Annotated in this window: 18 protein-coding genes and 1 other annotated feature; of the genes, 1 reads left to right on the plus strand and 17 read right to left on the minus strand. The window is 37.3% G+C overall.

Features of this window, described 5'->3' with window-relative positions; translation table 11 throughout:
- Positions 1 to 87: 87 nt before the first annotated feature.
- From IGI68_RS10285 to IGI68_RS10305, 5 genes are all read right to left on the minus strand, one after another.
- The gene (locus tag IGI68_RS10285; protein ID WP_438732646.1) at positions 88 to 336 is read right to left on the minus strand and encodes a hypothetical protein; all 249 of its coding nucleotides are present in this window, start codon (positions 334 to 336) and stop codon (positions 88 to 90) included.
- Positions 326 to 2,599 (minus strand): hypothetical protein, encoded by a 2,274-nt coding sequence (locus tag IGI68_RS10290; protein WP_438732648.1) that lies wholly within the window; start codon positions 2,597 to 2,599, stop codon positions 326 to 328. The genes IGI68_RS10285 and IGI68_RS10290 overlap by 11 nt, the downstream gene beginning before the upstream one ends.
- A gap of 271 nt (positions 2,600 to 2,870) precedes the next feature.
- Complete coding sequence (locus IGI68_RS10295; RefSeq protein WP_438732650.1) at positions 2,871 to 3,035, minus strand: hypothetical protein; 165 nt, start codon at positions 3,033 to 3,035, stop codon at positions 2,871 to 2,873.
- A gap of 34 nt (positions 3,036 to 3,069) precedes the next feature.
- Positions 3,070 to 3,570, minus strand: a complete 501-nt coding sequence (locus IGI68_RS10300) for a hypothetical protein (RefSeq protein ID WP_438732652.1) — start codon at positions 3,568 to 3,570, stop codon at positions 3,070 to 3,072.
- 3 nt (positions 3,571 to 3,573) lie between these two features.
- On the minus strand, positions 3,574 to 3,813 hold the full coding sequence (locus IGI68_RS10305) for a hypothetical protein (RefSeq protein WP_438732654.1): 240 nt from the start codon (positions 3,811 to 3,813) through the stop codon (positions 3,574 to 3,576).
- A gap of 134 nt (positions 3,814 to 3,947) precedes the next feature.
- On the opposite strand from IGI68_RS10305, the gene IGI68_RS10310 reads away from it, so the two are divergent.
- The gene (locus IGI68_RS10310) at positions 3,948 to 4,202 is read left to right on the plus strand and encodes a helix-turn-helix domain-containing protein (RefSeq protein ID WP_438732656.1); all 255 of its coding nucleotides are present in this window, start codon (positions 3,948 to 3,950) and stop codon (positions 4,200 to 4,202) included.
- A gap of 145 nt (positions 4,203 to 4,347) precedes the next feature.
- Here the strand turns inward: IGI68_RS10310 and IGI68_RS10315 are convergent, their stop codons facing one another.
- The 12 genes from IGI68_RS10315 to ahpF form a co-directional block, all read right to left on the minus strand.
- Positions 4,348 to 4,551 (minus strand): hypothetical protein, encoded by a 204-nt coding sequence (locus IGI68_RS10315; protein WP_438732658.1) that lies wholly within the window; start codon positions 4,549 to 4,551, stop codon positions 4,348 to 4,350.
- Between the two features lie 173 nt (positions 4,552 to 4,724).
- Entirely contained in the window at positions 4,725 to 6,077 is a 1,353-nt protein-coding gene (locus IGI68_RS10320) for a TrkH family potassium uptake protein (protein ID WP_438732660.1), read from the minus strand.
- 23 nt (positions 6,078 to 6,100) lie between these two features.
- On the minus strand, positions 6,101 to 6,730 hold the full coding sequence (locus tag IGI68_RS10325; RefSeq protein WP_071875631.1) for a V-type ATP synthase subunit D: 630 nt from the start codon (positions 6,728 to 6,730) through the stop codon (positions 6,101 to 6,103).
- Positions 6,731 to 6,736: 6 nt separating this feature from the next.
- Positions 6,737 to 8,113 (minus strand): V-type ATP synthase subunit B, encoded by a 1,377-nt coding sequence (locus IGI68_RS10330; protein WP_438732662.1) that lies wholly within the window; start codon positions 8,111 to 8,113, stop codon positions 6,737 to 6,739.
- Position 8,114: 1 nt separating this feature from the next.
- Positions 8,115 to 9,887: a V-type ATP synthase subunit A gene (locus tag IGI68_RS10335; protein ID WP_438732664.1), complete on the minus strand. Its 1,773-nt coding sequence runs from the start codon at positions 9,885 to 9,887 to the stop codon at positions 8,115 to 8,117.
- A gap of 13 nt (positions 9,888 to 9,900) precedes the next feature.
- Positions 9,901 to 10,212, minus strand: coding sequence for a V-type ATP synthase subunit F (locus IGI68_RS10340; RefSeq protein ID WP_438732666.1), 312 nt, complete (start codon positions 10,210 to 10,212; stop codon positions 9,901 to 9,903).
- The gene (locus IGI68_RS10345; protein ID WP_438732668.1) at positions 10,202 to 11,194 is read right to left on the minus strand and encodes a V-type ATPase subunit; all 993 of its coding nucleotides are present in this window, start codon (positions 11,192 to 11,194) and stop codon (positions 10,202 to 10,204) included. The genes IGI68_RS10340 and IGI68_RS10345 overlap by 11 nt, the downstream gene beginning before the upstream one ends.
- A gap of 12 nt (positions 11,195 to 11,206) precedes the next feature.
- Positions 11,207 to 11,791: a hypothetical protein gene (locus IGI68_RS10350; protein WP_438732670.1), complete on the minus strand. Its 585-nt coding sequence runs from the start codon at positions 11,789 to 11,791 to the stop codon at positions 11,207 to 11,209.
- A 24-nt stretch (positions 11,792 to 11,815) separates the two neighbouring features.
- Entirely contained in the window at positions 11,816 to 12,286 is a 471-nt protein-coding gene (locus IGI68_RS10355; protein WP_071875637.1) for a V-type ATP synthase subunit K, read from the minus strand.
- Positions 12,283 to 14,256 (minus strand): V-type ATP synthase subunit I, encoded by a 1,974-nt coding sequence (locus tag IGI68_RS10360; protein WP_438732672.1) that lies wholly within the window; start codon positions 14,254 to 14,256, stop codon positions 12,283 to 12,285. The genes IGI68_RS10355 and IGI68_RS10360 overlap by 4 nt, the downstream gene beginning before the upstream one ends.
- Entirely contained in the window at positions 14,246 to 14,566 is a 321-nt protein-coding gene (locus tag IGI68_RS10365) for a hypothetical protein (RefSeq protein ID WP_438732674.1), read from the minus strand. The genes IGI68_RS10360 and IGI68_RS10365 overlap by 11 nt, the downstream gene beginning before the upstream one ends.
- Positions 14,567 to 14,656: 90 nt before the next feature.
- Positions 14,657 to 14,705, minus strand: a sequence feature (sodium ion sensor (DUF1646 type); this cis-regulatory element may regulate processes involved in with the transportation of sodium ions).
- Positions 14,706 to 14,917: 212 nt separating this feature from the next.
- Positions 14,918 to 16,450 carry an alkyl hydroperoxide reductase subunit F gene (ahpF, locus tag IGI68_RS10370; RefSeq protein WP_438732676.1) on the minus strand — a complete coding sequence of 511 codons (1,533 nt, stop codon included), beginning with the start codon at positions 16,448 to 16,450 and terminating at the stop codon, positions 14,918 to 14,920.
- Positions 16,451 to 16,452: the final 2 nt, after the last annotated feature.

A 16,452-nucleotide genomic window follows, 5' to 3' on the forward strand; every position in this document is an offset into this window, starting at 1 on the left:
TTTAATATCCTTTCTTTTGTCTCCATAAAAATTATTTGTGGGTCTGTTTGCGAGTCGCAAACCTTCCCCACAATATAATTTTTTATACTAGATAAATGGAATTTTATTCCAAATGTAATTCACTATTTTTAAAATGAAAGCTATGTTTTGTACTGCAATTATTAACGCAATACAAGCGATCATTGTCCCGACAGGAAAAAAGTAATCAGCCAGCCCAAGCATTTCCCTAAAAAAAGTTGTGTCTGGCATTTGAAAGTTTAAGTCAACAGTTGGAACTAGCGATAAAATCATATCGACTAGCCCAAAAATTAGAGAAAATAATAACTCAATTATCATTGACTACATCCCCCGTTCCTGTGAATCGTCTGAATGCCCACCAACCAACGTTAAACCACATCAGCAAAGCAACAACATTTCTAAATTTAGGCACAAATGTAGCTAAAATAGCTATATCTGGCACAAATGGAACACCCATAAAATCAAAACTTAATTCACTAATAAAATCTTTCTCTATTGGCTGGAACATTTGTGTAATACTTGCTGATATATTTAAAAAATTACCAAATTTCGCTTTAAATTTAAGATTGACATCATCAAAACCTTGACGCATAAAATCTAGATTTTGAGGAACTATTAAACCGATCATTTTATCAATTAAACCATCTAAAAAATCTAATATTTCAGATAAAACTTTTGTAAATTCTTTTAGTTGCGTTTCAATAAGATCGCCTAACGTATCAACTAAGCCTGTTAAAAAATCCCAAATGTTTGTACCTGCTTCATTAACGACTTCGCCAAATTCTAATTTTTTAAGAATACGCTCGAGACGATCAAAATCAAAACTCGGCACGTTAACACTTGCAATAGGTTTTTCATAAATAAGTTTGAGCCAGTTAGTAATGATAGCCAAAATTTCTTTACTATCAGCAACTCCCAATTGAATCTGATCTAACCACCCAGCAATCGTTGCTAGAAAACTATTCGTAGTATTCCAAACATCTAAAACCGTAAGCCAGTTTGATTCCCATTCTTCTTGTAAACTTTCAAAAAACACACCGAAAAAAACAGCCATTTGAAAATCACTAAATTCTTTATAAGCCGTCCAAAATTGCCCATTTTTAGAATCACTAAAGTAGTTTACAAAATTATCGTTTATAGATTCATCAACCATTGCTAAAGCTTGCGTAATCGCATCTGTTTGCGTTTTAATGTTCGCTTGAAGAAAGAATGTAAACGTACCTGATTTAATCGTAGTAACGTCAAATGTATCAACTAATTTTTGTACTTTGCTACCTACTGCATTAATAGCGGTAACTAAAATTGTTAAGTCGATAATGCTACCAAAATCAAAAGATTCGATTTCGTCCAAACGATTAGATAAAGCAGTATCACGACTTTCAGAATCAGAGTTCACGCCTCGAATTTCGTTGTATCGGTCTGTATTCCACTGTGTCGCATCTTTACGCAAATTTGATATTGTTGTATCTTGTGTTTCATTAACACCCCAAATAGTTTCTATTTGAGTAGCTCGTTCAGAATTCCACTGTGTCGCATCTTTACGCAGATTTGATATTGTTGTATCTTGTGTTTCATTAACACCCCAAATATTTTTTATATCGTTATATCGTTCAGTATTCCACTTTGTGGCTTGCGTAAAATTACTAGTTATCGTTGTGTCTTGTGTTGCATTAACACCCCAAATAGTTTCTATTTGAGTAGCTCGTTCAGAATTCCACTGTGTCGCATCTTTACGCAGATTTGATATTGTTGTATCTTGTGTTTCATTAACACCCCAAATATTTTTTATATCGTTATATCGTTCAGTATTCCACTTTGTGGCTTGCGTAAAATTACTAGTTATCGTTGTGTCTTGTGTTGCATTAACGCCCCAAATATTTTTTATGTCGTTATATCGTTCAGTATTCCATTTTGTGGCTTGTGTAAAATTACTAGTTATAGTTGTATCTTGTGTTGCATTAACGCCCCAAATATTACTTATATCGTTATATCTATCTTGATTAGCAGTCCACAATTGACTAATACTAGAAGTATTTGACGATATACTAGTATCTTGAGTTGCATTTTTTTTATCAACACCACTAGACCAAGTCCAAAGATTATTAACTCTAGCTCTTCCAGTTGTTTCCCAATCCCAAAGCGTATTAATCCAAGACAAATGACTATTAAGCTCACTAGCCATACTAGCTTGATTTGAAACCAAGGCAGAAAAACTATTTTTTGATTGTCTTAAAATCAAATCAATATTTTTAGCTTGATTTTGTACGTTTTGTTGAGCACTTAATACAGGATTAAACGTCCATACATTCCAATTAAAAAAATAAGAACCAATTGTAGCAGTAGAACTTGTAGGATCCGTTACAGGTTCAGGATAAGCAGTATTTGCATACCTAGGCGAACCAAAAGGAATTATTTCTTGTGTAGCATAAGCTTGTTCACCTTGTAGTTCATCGAATTGAACGAAAGGTATAAGTTCATATTCTCCAGATGCAGAACCACTTATTAAATCTTGGCCATTAACTTGTGATTGATTTTCTGAATCAACAACGGCACTTGTATCACCTTGCGCCCAAACGCCCACAGAATCAACTGTAAAGCTATCTTGAGTACTACTAACGCTACCGCTATTTGAATCATCAATATCGCTAGATTGACTAGGTAATATGTCGCTAGATCCATCAACGGCATAAACGTAATCATAAGACCCAGCAAAACCAATACTAAAAAAACTATACCCAATCTTTTAGCCCATTTTTTATAGTTCATTTTTATAATCTCCTTTCGATTTAAATAAAAAAGACAGGCAATTACGCCTGCCTTCCGACAATTCACAAAAATATCTAAAATAGCTATTAACCCTTGTTCATCATTGATTTAACAAGTCCGAATCCTTTTTTAGCAACCCAAGTTACCGAAAAGATTCCAACACCTGCACCAATAGCGATAGGCACAATCTCCGTTACTGCAGTGACAATTGGTGTAAACATTTCAGTAGTAAATAATCCCGCTCCTAACATATAAAAACACCTCTTTTCATTTTTAAATTTTATATTAAAAAGCTGATGCAGAATTAAAGAAACTATTCAGCCATCTAATGGTGAGATACAAAGGGATAAAAAACAATAAAGTAAGCATGATAGCACGACCATTAAAGTAATTTAATTCCCCTTGAATTTCATCAATTTCAGTCTTTTGATTAACTTCAATTAATTCAGTCAGTTTTTCATTAATTTGAGTAAGTGTATCTGTATTGTCAATTTCATTGATCGCTTGTATCATTTCTTGACGAGACAACTCTTGTTTTTCAAGTTCTTCGTCAGATTGTACTTTTTCGATGTATTGTTCAATTTGCAATGCTCTTTGTTCACTTTTCGCACGATCTAATTCTAGTTGTGCTTCCTGCTCAACCTTTTCAGCTTCTGCAATTGATTGTAGTTCCAGTTCGTTTTCAAAGCGTGCTTGCTCTATTTTGAGTTGCTCGCTCCTTAACTCAAAATCTTTAGCTAGTCGCTCATTTAACGTTTTAAGCTCTAGTAAGATTTCTTCTTCCATGGCCTACACCGCTACTATTGCAATACAAGAATGTTCAGTTCTATACCCACGTTTTTCAGGTTTTAAAGTGAATTTACATTTAGCACCTTGACCAGCTGATATTTTAATATTTGCGTCAGCGAAATATTCCAACTTCTGATAATTCTTTTCATCTGCAAAATGTACTAAAGAAAAAGGCATTCCGTTCTTACTTACTTTGTCTTCTTTTTCTAAAAAAATAAAATCTCCATTACTTACTAACATTTTTATTCCCCTTTCTTTTAACTCTTTATAGTTAACTTAACAAATTAAGAATACCTTAAAACGAGAATCTTGTCAACCATAAAGAGTTAAATAAAAATGTTATAATTCATGTATAAAAGAAAGGAGTTTTTACAATGTACAATTACAATTTAATAGCAGAAAGAATTAAAAATTTAACAGACGATCAAAATATATCCATCAATGAATTGGCGAAAAGGTCAAACCTAACACAGTCAACCTTAAACAATATAATTAATGACCAAAAAAGCCCAACCTTAAAAACAATTGAAAAAATTTGTAACGGGTTAGGCATTAGTTTGCATGAATTTTTCGACTTTCCACCCTACAATGCAAAAAAAAAAGAAGTTACCGAAGTAACCTCTAATTAGTATTTTTTTAGTTGCATAATATACCCATCAATAAATAGCAACTATTTGTTAAGTGTATATTATGTAAACTAAAAAATATTTTAAATAATTGACGTTAATGATCTTCGTTTTTTTGGCTGATTTTCCCCTCTTACCTCTCTTTTCACTATAAATATGTTCGATTTCCCACATAATTCTGTTCTACGTAGTAAATAGGTGTTAAATGGATATAACACATCATTCGAGTTGCTGGATTGTAAAATAATTTTCCATCACGCTTTAATAAATAATCAAAAATCTCTCTTTCAAAAAAATCGGTAAAATCTAAGCCGCATTTTAAATATTCTTCTAAATTATCAAATTCAATCATTTTAGCACCTCAACATTTATAATACCTTCATTATAGCAATAGCAAAATGCTATTTATTATCTAGTCATAGTTTTTAATTCAAAATTGGACATTTCTTTATTGCTAAAAGATAAAAACACGCTAAAAGTAGTCTAATAAACTACTTTTAGCGTGTTTTAACTTACACAGTCTTACTACCCGATAATAACGGATTCTTCTGGGTATTTAAAGGTCTGTTTCTTGTTAAGCCCGCGTGTCACAAGTGAGAACACGACGGTCATAATGCCAACTCGACCAATGAACATAAGTAATAAGATAATGATTTTACCGACTTCGGTTAATTGCGGAGTTAAGCCCATTGTTAGACCGACTGTACCTAAAGCAGAAACCACTTCAAATACGATATATTCTAATCCTAATTCATTAACGTCCGGAACAACTTCTGTAATAGATAAGATCATTGTACTAACGATGACGATTGTTAAGAGTAAAAAGAACAAGACTAACGCTCTTGATACCGTTGATTCTTTGATAGTACGTCCCCTAAATTCCGTATGCTCTTTTCCTTTAAAGATACACACCAATTTAATGATCAAAATCCCAAACGTAGTGGTCTTAAATCCTCCAGCTGTCGATCCTGAGGTCCCACCAATAAACATTAAAATGATGGTCAACAAAAGACCGGCATGCGTCATTGATGCATAATCGACAGAGAAAAAGCCAGCTGTTCGAGGAGTAACCGACATGAATATCGTATTAAAAAATCGATGAATGACGTTCCCTTCTGCTAGGCTTGCAGCGTTTCCTTCTGTCAACATAAAGCCCAGAGTACCAAAAATTAAAAGAGTTGCAGTGACAATTAAGGCAATTTTGCTATGTAAACTAATTCGTCGAACACTTTTATAAGAAAGAACATCCGACCAAACGAGGAAGCCTAAACCGCCAGAAATAATTAAACCACTAATAATGGAAAGAACCCAAGGATTTTGTTGAAAACCGACTAAACTATCACCAAACAAGTCAAAACCGGCATTTCCAAAGGCGGATACTGCATGAAATAGACTAAACCATGTTCCCTTTTTCCAACCGAATCGGGGAATAAAATCGATAGCTAATAATAAAAAACCAGCTAGTTGAATTAAGAGCGCATTTTTTAAGATATAAATCATTAAGCTCACCTCACCCGTACGTCGATCAGAGTTTAGTGATTGTTGAAGCAGTATACGCATGCCTAATCCAACTTTTTTACGTGTGACTAAATAAAAAAGTACAGGTAAGGACATAAATCCTAATGCTCCAAGTTCAATCATCGTCAAAATCACGAGATGGCCAAAAGTACTCCAATGAGTAGCCGTCGTTAAAGTGGTTAATCCAGTGACACAAGTCGCTGAAGTGGCAGTAAATAAGGCATCTAAAAAGTTTGTTGCTTCGCCAGTTTGAGAAGAAATTGGTAGAGACAATAGTGTTGCCCCTACCAAAATAATGGTTGCAAAACCATAAGTAATTAATTGCGGAGCGGTAATGTTCTTTTCTTTTATTTTACTCATCTTAAGATTAGCCTCACTATATGTTATTTACCCATATTTTTGACTTTAATCATTCGTGTTACACTTGCCCGCTCGTTTTCTTCGAGTTTCATTTTGATGAAATAAATCGTTTCTTCCAGTTCAGGAATCGTCATATATTCCAAAGCATTCACTCGTCGTCTTGTTTTTTCAATTTCCTCGGCCATTAACTGACATGTTTTTTCAACTTCCGTTAATTTGAGTAATTGAGGTAAAACACTTGTAAAGCGTTCAATGGATAAATCCAGTGGAACATTTGAATTTAAAAAGCCATACTCTAAAGGTGTATCGGTGTACGTCTCATTATAATCAAAGTTCATCACTGGTACAACTACACTCATGATATTCTTTTCTGAAATATCAAGGGACACTTCGGTAGCAGGTAAAATAAATAATTCTTCAATGAAATTTTCGTTCAATGTCGCATTCGCTAAACGAAAAGCTTTCATAGCGTGGGTCATTTCTTTTTCAACTTGTTTTCGAAGGACATTATTTTCACGAATCAACAAGATAAATTGTCGCATGAGTTCATCTTGCTTATCTTTTAAAAGCTTATGCCCTCTTTTTGCTGTTCCCAATTGTTTTGATAATCGGGCGAGTTCCATTCTTGTGGGATTCACATTTTTAATTGCCATATGTTTCTACCTCTTTTCTGGCAGATATTCGTCAATCATTTCATCTTTGATTCGTTTTAACTCAGTTCGAGGTAGCATGTTCAATAGCTCCCAGCCTAAGTCGAGCGTTTCAATAATGGAACGGTTCGTTTGATATCCTTGATTGACGTACTCTTCTTCGAAACGTTCAGCAAATTTTGCATAAATGCGATCGGTCTCAGAAAGAGCCGATTCACCCAAGACTACCGCAAGTTCTTTTGCTTGTTTACCTTGCGCATAAGCAGAAAATAACTGGTTCATTGTTGGTGCGTGATCAATCCGTGTCTTTCCTTCGCCTGTTCCTTTATCTTTCAAACGAGAAAGCGATGGTAGAACATCAATCGGTGGCTCGATTCCTTTTTTATAAAGATCACGAGATAAGATAATTTGTCCTTCAGTAATATAACCGGTTAAGTCAGGGATTGGATGGGTTTTATCATCTTCTGGCATCGTTAAAATCGGAATCTGCGTAACGGATCCTTTAAGACCATGAATGCGCCCTGCACGTTCATAGAGGGTTGCTAAGTTTGTATAAAGATAACCTGGGTACCCACGACGACCAGGAACTTCACGGCGAGCCGCAGAGATTTCACGTAACGCTTCACAGTAGTTCGTCATATCCGTCATAATGACTAGAACATGCATGCCTTTTTCGTATGCTAAGTATTCGGCTGCTGTTAGGGCCATTTTCGGTGTTGCAATCCGCTCAATTGCAGGGTCATTCGCTAGATTCATGAAGACGACGGAACGATCAATCGCTCCCGTTTGACGGAAATTTTCCATAAAGTATTCTGCTTCTTCAAACGTAATCCCAATTCCTGCAAAAACGACCGCAAAATCGTCATTTTGATTTAATACCGTTGCTTGGCGCGCGATTTGAGCGGCTAATTCTTTATGAGGTAAGCCAGAACCTGAAAATACGGGTAATTTTTGGCCACGAACGAGTGTATTTAAATGATCAATGGAAGAAATACCAGTTTGAATGAACTCATCGGGGTAATCACGAGAAATCGGATTGATTACTTCTCCGTTGATATCCATCATTTTTTCAGGAATAATATCTGCGCCACCATCTCTTGGACGACCAAGGCCATCAAATACGCGACCCACCATATCTTCTGATACGCCTAGTTCTAAAGGATGTCCTAAAAAACGCACGGCTGAATCACGTAAATTAATCCCTGAAGTTCCTTCGAAAATTTGCACTAAGGCTTTGTCTTCTTGTACTTCTAAAACCTGACCTTGGCGGATTTCACCGTTTTGGAGGCGTACTTCAATTAATTCTTCATACTTGACACCAGCTACGCGATCGACTGCCATTAATGGACCGACGACTTCACCAATTGTTTTATATTCTTTAATCAAGTTACATTCCTCCTTTTTGTAAAATAGTTCTCATCGTTTCTTTGATTTCTTTTTCTAATGCTATAATCGATTCAATCGCATCTTCTGGAACGTATTTCATTCGAGCGATTCGATCTCTTAATTGCACTGTTCCAGCCATAATTTCAGGTAAATACGCACCTAATTCAAGGGCTTTTTGACCTTCTTCGTGGAACAACACAATTGTTTTTAGCATTTGATATTGCTTTTCACGAGAAGTAAACGTATCGACATCATCAAACGCATTTTGTTGTAAATAATCTTCTCGTAATTGTTTAGAGGTTTCAAGCGTTAATTGGTCGCGACCCGATAAGGAATCAACCCCAACTAAACGGACAATTTCATTTAGTTCAGATTCTTTTTGTAATATCCGCATCGCTTCAGTGACGAGACCAGACCAATCGACTTGCAATTGTTGATCGAGATACTCCCCTACTTCTGAAAGATAGAGCGAATAACTTTGCAGCCAGTCGATGGATGGGAAATGACGTTGTTGCGCTAAAATCGAATCAAGCCCCCAAAAGACTTTTACAACTCGTAACGTATTTTGAGTCACCGGTTCTGAAATGTCTCCCCCTGATGGTGAAACCGCACTAATCGCTGTAATACTTCCTTCGCGTCGGTCTTTCCCTAGTGTAACAACACGTCCGGCACGCTCATAATATTCGGCTAAGCGACTACCTAAATAGGCTGGATACCCTTCATCGCCCGGCATTTCTTCTAAACGACCTGACATTTCACGTAATGCTTCTGCCCAACGTGACGTCGAATCGGCCATGATTGCTACCGAGTATCCCATATCGCGGAAGTATTCAGCAATCGTAATACCCGTATAAATCGAGGCTTCACGCGCTGCTACGGGCATATTTGACGTATTGGCAATCAATACCGTTCTTTCCATTAATGATTCTCCCGTGTTCGGGTCAATTAATTCTGGGAACTCGTTCATTACGTCCGTCATTTCATTTCCGCGTTCGCCACAACCAACATAAACAACTAAATCAACATCTGACCATTTCGCAATTTGATGTTGCACGACGGTTTTACCTGCACCAAAGGGTCCTGGTACTGCCGCAGCGCCGCCTTTAGTCACAGGGAAGAACGTATCAATGACACGTTGTCCAGTGATCATCGGGGCATCTGGATTGCGTTTTTCGCGCACTGGTCGCGCACGGCGAACAGGCCATTTTTGTAACATTGCAACGGGCTGGATTTCTTTATCGGTTTGAATCAACGTAATCGTTTCGTCAATCGTAAAGGCACCCGCATAAATTTCTTGAATAACTCCTTTAACGCCAGGAGGAACCATCACTTTATGCGTAATTACTTTTGTTTCTTGAACCGTTCCTAAAATATCCCCAGTCTCCACTACATCGCCTACTTGCGCCATAGGCTGGAAGTCCCATTTTTTCTCATGATCAAGTGCTGGCAATTGCACCCCTCTTGTTAAAAAATGACTTTGTGTTTGTTGGGCAAAGACATCGAGTGGTCGTTGTATCCCATCAAACATCTGTGCGAGTAATCCTGGAGCAAGTTCGACGGAAAGTGCTTCTCCAGTCGATTTAACCGGTTCACCTGGTCCGATACCAGAAGTTTCTTCATATACTTGAATCGATGCGACGTCACCGCGCATCTCAATAATTTCACCAATCACACCTAAATCTCCGACATAACAAATATCTTGAATACTCGCATGTCCCATATTTTCAGCCATGACTAATGGACCTGAAACTTTTACAATTGTCCCAATTTCCATTTGTTCTGCTCCTTTATAAGATATTTTGTCCTACTGCTTTTTCAACGTTTTTTTGGACCGCACTCAAACCAATGCCTAACGATCCATCATGATCAGGAATTAAGACGATTGCTGGGGTCACTAACGTTCTTGTTTTTTCTAGTTTTTGTGAAACTTGTTTGGCACATGCTTCTGTAATATAAATAACGCCATAGCCTTCTTCGATCATCTGATCTAAACTCTCACTGATGACGGTCTCACTGATACCGTAGAAAACACTGAAACCAAATAATTTAAATGGCATAATGGATTCTTTATCACCAATGACGCCAATTTTATAAGTCATAAAGTGTCCGCATCCTTTCATACATCGCTTCTTTCGTAAAGCCACTGCGCTTGCCAACAATAATTAGCCGTAAGTTCGTGACCTCGATATCTTTTGCATTTAAAAAAGCTAATAGCGGTAAGGGACCGAATGCTTGCGTTTGGGCCACTTGTAAAATCGTCGTTAAATAATTATCTGTTAATACACTTAAGCGTGAAAAATCAATTTCCTCACTACTCAAGGCTGGGCCAATTAAATCACGATAGTCACTTTGTAATAGAAACTCGATTAATTCTGAAAGCGGTCGAGTTGAAAAATCTAACAGCAGCTCTTTATCGATACTCCCATACTCCGAAATCACTGCCGACATAAAGGCATACGAACGCTTTTGTAACAGACATCGAGCTGTCGTCATAATATTCTTCAAATCAATCGTCGCTACTATCGCTTGCAAAATCGCTTCATCTTTTAATGACTTCGCTAAGTGATATTGCTCGCTAAGATAAAAGCGGTCATAAATGACATCGATTCCTTGTAAAATGCGAGACTCTTCAAAATAGTCGCGCACTTCTTGAATACTTTTGACAACTGATACAGGCAGAGTGCTCGATTCTCCTGTTTCAATCGCGGCTTTTAACTCATCGATGGTAAAAAAACCATCCGGAATAAAAAGGTAATCGTAATTTTCTTTAATTTTATCGGCTTTCGTTAATACTTTTAAATTATGAATCGTATAGCGCATCGTATACAACCAAATTAATGAGGGGTTTGGAATGATTTCAATCAATTCCCCATACGTTTGGACGAGCTCTTGATTTAGTGATTTTTCAAAATCGTATTGAAAATTTTCTCCTAAATATTTACCGTAGACCGTTGGCGCTAAAATTTCAGCCACTTTTTCAAAATTCGGCGCTTGAATGAGTTGTTCAAAGGTATCCTTTGACAGCAGTTCATTTTCTTTAATCCGAATAATGGGATTGACTGTATGATAGCTATTGTTCATATCGGCTCCTCCTTATGAAAATAACACTTGCATAAATTCGCGTCCTTTATTTTTTCGCTCTTCTAATAATAAGTCGCGATAGAAAAAGTTATATTGAACGCCTTCATGTTCGACCAAAAAACCATATTCAAGGGTTTTACTTGTTGGTGCAAGCGTCAATGACATGTCTAATTTTTTTGCTGTTTCTGTGATCCACTCGGTCGTAAAGATAGATGAATCCATTAAACCACCAGGGATGAATGTTGCTTGTTTTAATTGCAACGTTTTTAACACGCCAAAGGCAAAGGCTTGTGTTTCTTCTATTGACCATTCAGACATTACAACGGCAACTTCATCGAACAAACGTTCTAGATAGCTTTGTTTTTTCTTTAATGCATCTTGTCGTGCTTCGACGGTCAATCGATTGATTCGTTGCTGGGCTTGTTTATGGACTTGTTCAGTTTGTCTCGCTAATTGAAGTTCATGTTCTTTATTGATTTTTCGTTCTTCCACGAGATAATTTGTTTCAATTTCCGCTAAACGATTGTTCTTATAGTCATTTCGTTCAGTATTTCCTTGTTCGTTTATTTTTTCGATAATCACATCGATTGCATCCATCTGATATTCCTCCTTTAAGGTTGATTAGATACTACCTAAGAGTAAGAATGAAATAACGAAACCTAAAATAGCATACATCTCTACCATTACCGCGTACATTACACCTTTAAAGAAATGCTCTGGTTTTTTCGCTAAAATTTGAATACCAGCAGCCGCTACTTTCCCTTGAGGAATCGCAGAAGATAAACCAGTGAATGCTACCGGTAAAGAAGCGCCTAGATAAGATAAGCCAGTGACAATATCCATATCAGGTGAGATGCTAGTAAAGATCATCGCCGCAATCGCAAAACCATATAATCCTTGTGTTGCAGGGAGTAATTGTAAGATTAAAGACTGACCAAATTTTTCAGGTTGGTTTGTCATTAAAGCAGCCGCTGCTTCTCCGGCTTTCCCTACCCCAATGGCAGAACCGATTCCTGCAAAGATTGTTGCTGTTCCCATTGCTAAAATGGCAAATAATACACCGGCGTTATTTTCTAAAATATAATTGATCATGATTGATTTCCTCCATTTTTTTCATCGACATTGATATATTTTTCTGCTGTTTTGAACGTTTGAAAAGGCCGTCCGCCACCTTCATAAAATTTCCCGAAAAACTCAACATACTGTAACCTTGCCGCATGGACATAAGCGCCTAACATTGATAGGAAAATGTTTAACGCATGTAACGCCACTAATAATAAAATTCCGACAGAATATCGCGCGGCAGTTGGCATCGTTGCAACAAGCATGTTAAATGCCATTGCGATACTCCCGCCTGAGATTCCTAGAGCCATTAAACGACTATAACTGACAAAGTCGCCAATATAACCAGTAACTCCATATAACTCATACAATCCACTAAAGAACCCACCTACTTTTGATTTGCTTTGAATCATCGGAATCAATAGAACCAAAAAGGCACAAAAGAGTGCTAAATAGGTACCAATAGTTGTGAGTAGAGGTGAGTCTAAGAATAAGCTACCCGCTGCAGCAATAAAGATCCCGGTCAGAATCCCTTGCCAAGAGAACCCTTTACTAACAGCACTGAGATAATCTTTTTTCTTGATATGTTCTTTGGCTGCTAAGAATAATCCAGTATAAATTTGGATCCCACCGAAAACGAGCGATAATACGAAAATTGTCATAAAATCTTCCGTTGGCACGAGTAATTGGAACGGTAAGGAAACACCGAACAAACTTCCGTAAATTCCGCCCCAAATCATAATCGAAATAGATAAGATTTGAAATAGACGGACAAATTTTTCAGTTCCTCTCGGTAAGATGAGATATTTTAAAGCAAGTGTCGTACCGATAAACGTTAAGAAACCATAGCCTAAATCAGCGACCATCATTCCAAAGAAGACGAGATAAAAAGGTGCCATCCATGGTGTTGGGTCAATTTCTTCATACTTAGGAACAGAATACATCCCTGTCAGAATTTCAAACGGCGAAACAAAACGATTATTTCTTAATTTGGTTGGGACTTTATTTTCCATGATTTGTTCTTTTGTCGGTGATTCAAATGAAAAGAACAAGGCCTGATCATGTTCTGCTTGTAGTTGATTCATCAATAGTTCTTGATCTTCTTCATTGACCCACGCACGTATCACGACTAAGTATTTAGCTAAGACCAAATGTTCTTTCGCTCGTTCTCTTGCTAAACGCGCCAGTAATACTTCTTCGTTCAATTGTAGAATCGAAACTTGACCCTTTAAATACCCAATTTCGCTTGTGAGTGCCTTAGACGTTTCGACACATTCTTTCAGAGCTTTTTTCGCCTTTGGTAATAACGTAGCGGGACTTTCGTCATAAGGGTTTTGTTCAATGCTGACACCAAAAGTAATTAATTCAGCTTGCACTGTCGCGGAGCGTTCATTTAAGGCGACAAAACTAAATTTGATTTCTTTTTCAGAACTATAATTTAGCTCGTAATAAACGTCTTTTTGCTGCGTTAAGTACGTTTCAACACTTTCCCATGATTCCGCAGCCACTTTTGCTTGTACTGCTTCTGCAGAGTCCAGTTGCTCAGTTGGAGAAACATCGTATTGTAGCCACTGATTCGCCCAATCTTCTGCCTGTTGCCAGTAAGTCAGTTTCTTCGTGTTTTCATCCCAACTTTTTTGTAGCTGAGCGACTTGGTTTAACAAACTGACTAAGGCTTCTTCATTAAAACGGGCTTCTAATTCATTCAGTGTATAGCTTTTGCGCGGTAGATCTTTAATTTTTTGTTTGACAGATCCATTGTCGCGAATAAAAACAATACTTTTTTCAATCTGATGCAACCATTGAACATATAGTTGTTCTTTCGTTTGATCGACTTCTTCTAATGCTGGGAAATAAGCTTCTAACCATTCCTGATTCTCTTGGTTCTCAAAAATATCTTCGATTTCAACACTTTGAAATCGTTGTAAACTTTTTAAGAGTGAATCGTGGTGACGATTTTCTGCTAAGAGAGTCATCTTGGTTAAGCGATTAACAGCCATAATTCTCCCTCATTTCATTTATAATTTGCGCAATCATTTGATCCTTTTGTTGCTGATAGCGTGCTTCGTCTTTCATTTGACTTTCTGTCGCTTCTGCTAAAAGACGGTTTTGCAGGTCATTTTCTTTTTCTAACAATTCGCGTTCAAGCTGTTGAATGATTTCTTTCCGTTGGTTTTTTTGTTGCGTTTGAATCGCTTGTAACGCTTGTTGTTTTTCGATTTGATAGTGATCTAATTCGTCAATCATCGCACGTTCAGCTTCTTTATTTTGTTCTTCCGCTAAACGGATTCTTTCTAAAGCTTCTTTCAAAATGTATATCCCCCTTTCTAAATAAAAAAAAAGAGCATACTTCCAAATACAGAAGTATGCTCTAAAAGTTCAAAAGCCACTTCAAATACATTCTTCTCACCCCTTGAAGAATATGATCCTTGAAGCTATTAGCCCAACCATTTTATTATTTTAGTTTTGTTCTACTCAGCTAATATACCAAAGAATCCATAGGAAAGTCAATTCTAACAAACGTTCTTTTTAAAGATTCCTCGAAACCTTAAGTAATGAACGTCATCGAATCAAAGTGATTAAATGGCTTACACTCCTAAGATTCAATCAATCAAAAAAACAAGTCCACCACAAAGATGAACTTGTTTTTTATCTTATCGATTACTGACGAATTAAGTAATCAAATGCGCCTAATGCTGCCGTTGCACCTGATCCCATCGAGATGATAATTTGTTTGTACGCACTATCCGTACAGTCTCCTGCCGCAAAGATGCCTTCTACATTGGTCATGCCGTGGTGATCAACGGTGATTTCGCCACGTGGATTTAATTCGACGATTGAATCTTTCAACCAAGCGGTATTTGGCACTAATCCAATTTGCACAAAAACACCTTGTAACGCGATGTGGTGATCCTCATTCGTTTCACGATCGGTATATGAAATCCCATTGACTTCATCCGTTCCAGTAATTTCAGTCGTTGCTGCATTTTTAATGATCGTAATATTTTCTAAAGCATTTGCCCGATCTTGCAAGACTTGGTCTGCTCGTAATTCAGGTAAGAATTCTAAGACATAGACATGTTTTGCTAAGCCAGCAAGGTCTAATGCTGCTTCGATACCGGAATTACCGCCACCGATAACGGCCACATCTTTCCCAGTAAACAATGGTCCATCGCAATGCGGACAATTGGTGACACCTTTTGTACGGAATTCTTCTTCTCCCGGTACATTGACATTACGCCAGTTCGCACCTACAGAAAGAATGGCTGTTTTTGTTTTTAAAATAGCCCCATTTTCTAATTCTACTTCAATGAGTTCCGCTTTACGAATTGCTTTCGCTCGTTGATTTTTCATGATATCAATGGAATAATCTTTCGCGTGCGCTTCGATTTGTGCCATTAGCTTTGGTCCTTCCGTGTAAGAAGTCCCAATCATATTTTCGATTCCAACAGTATCCATCACTTGGCCACCGTAAGTATCCACGACCATCCCTGTTTTAATTCCTTTACGAGCGGCATAGATTGCAGCACTGTTACCGGCTGGTCCGCCACCAACAACTAAAACATCAAAGACGCCTTTGTCTTTAAACTCGTCGGCACTCGCAGGTCCGGTAATCATTTCAAGTAATTGTTCAATGGTTAAACGACCACTTGCAAATTCTTCCCCGTCTAAAAGAACCGTTGGAACGGCCATAATTTTTTTCGCTTCGACTTCTTCTTGGAACATGCCGCCTTCAATCATGACATGAGAAATCAGCGGATTCACAACTGCCATAATATTTAACGCTTGGACCACATCTGGACAGTTATGACAGGTTAAACTAACATACGTTTCAAAGGAAAGTGGTTGGTCAATAGCTTTAATTTGTTGAATGACCGTATCATCCACTTTAGGCGCACGACCACTCACTTGAAGTAAAGCCAAGATAAATGACGTGAATTCATGGCCTAACGGAAGACCGGCGAATTCGACACCACTTGTTTGTCCTTTTTTCGCAATTTTAAAACTTGGCGTCCGACTTAATGAAAGTTCTTCTAGGGAAATCATAGGTGACATCGCGACAATCTCTTCCAAAAATTCTTTCACTTTGATTGAATTGTCGTCAGAAGCAAGACTTGCTTGAAAAACGACCTCTGATTCTAATAACGCTAAATATTGCGCTAATTGCTCTTTGATTTCTTTATCTAAAGCCATCG

Source organism: Enterococcus sp. DIV1314a (genome assembly GCF_051713805.1).
GTDB classification, from domain to species: domain Bacteria; phylum Bacillota; class Bacilli; order Lactobacillales; family Enterococcaceae; genus Enterococcus_I; species Enterococcus_I aquimarinus.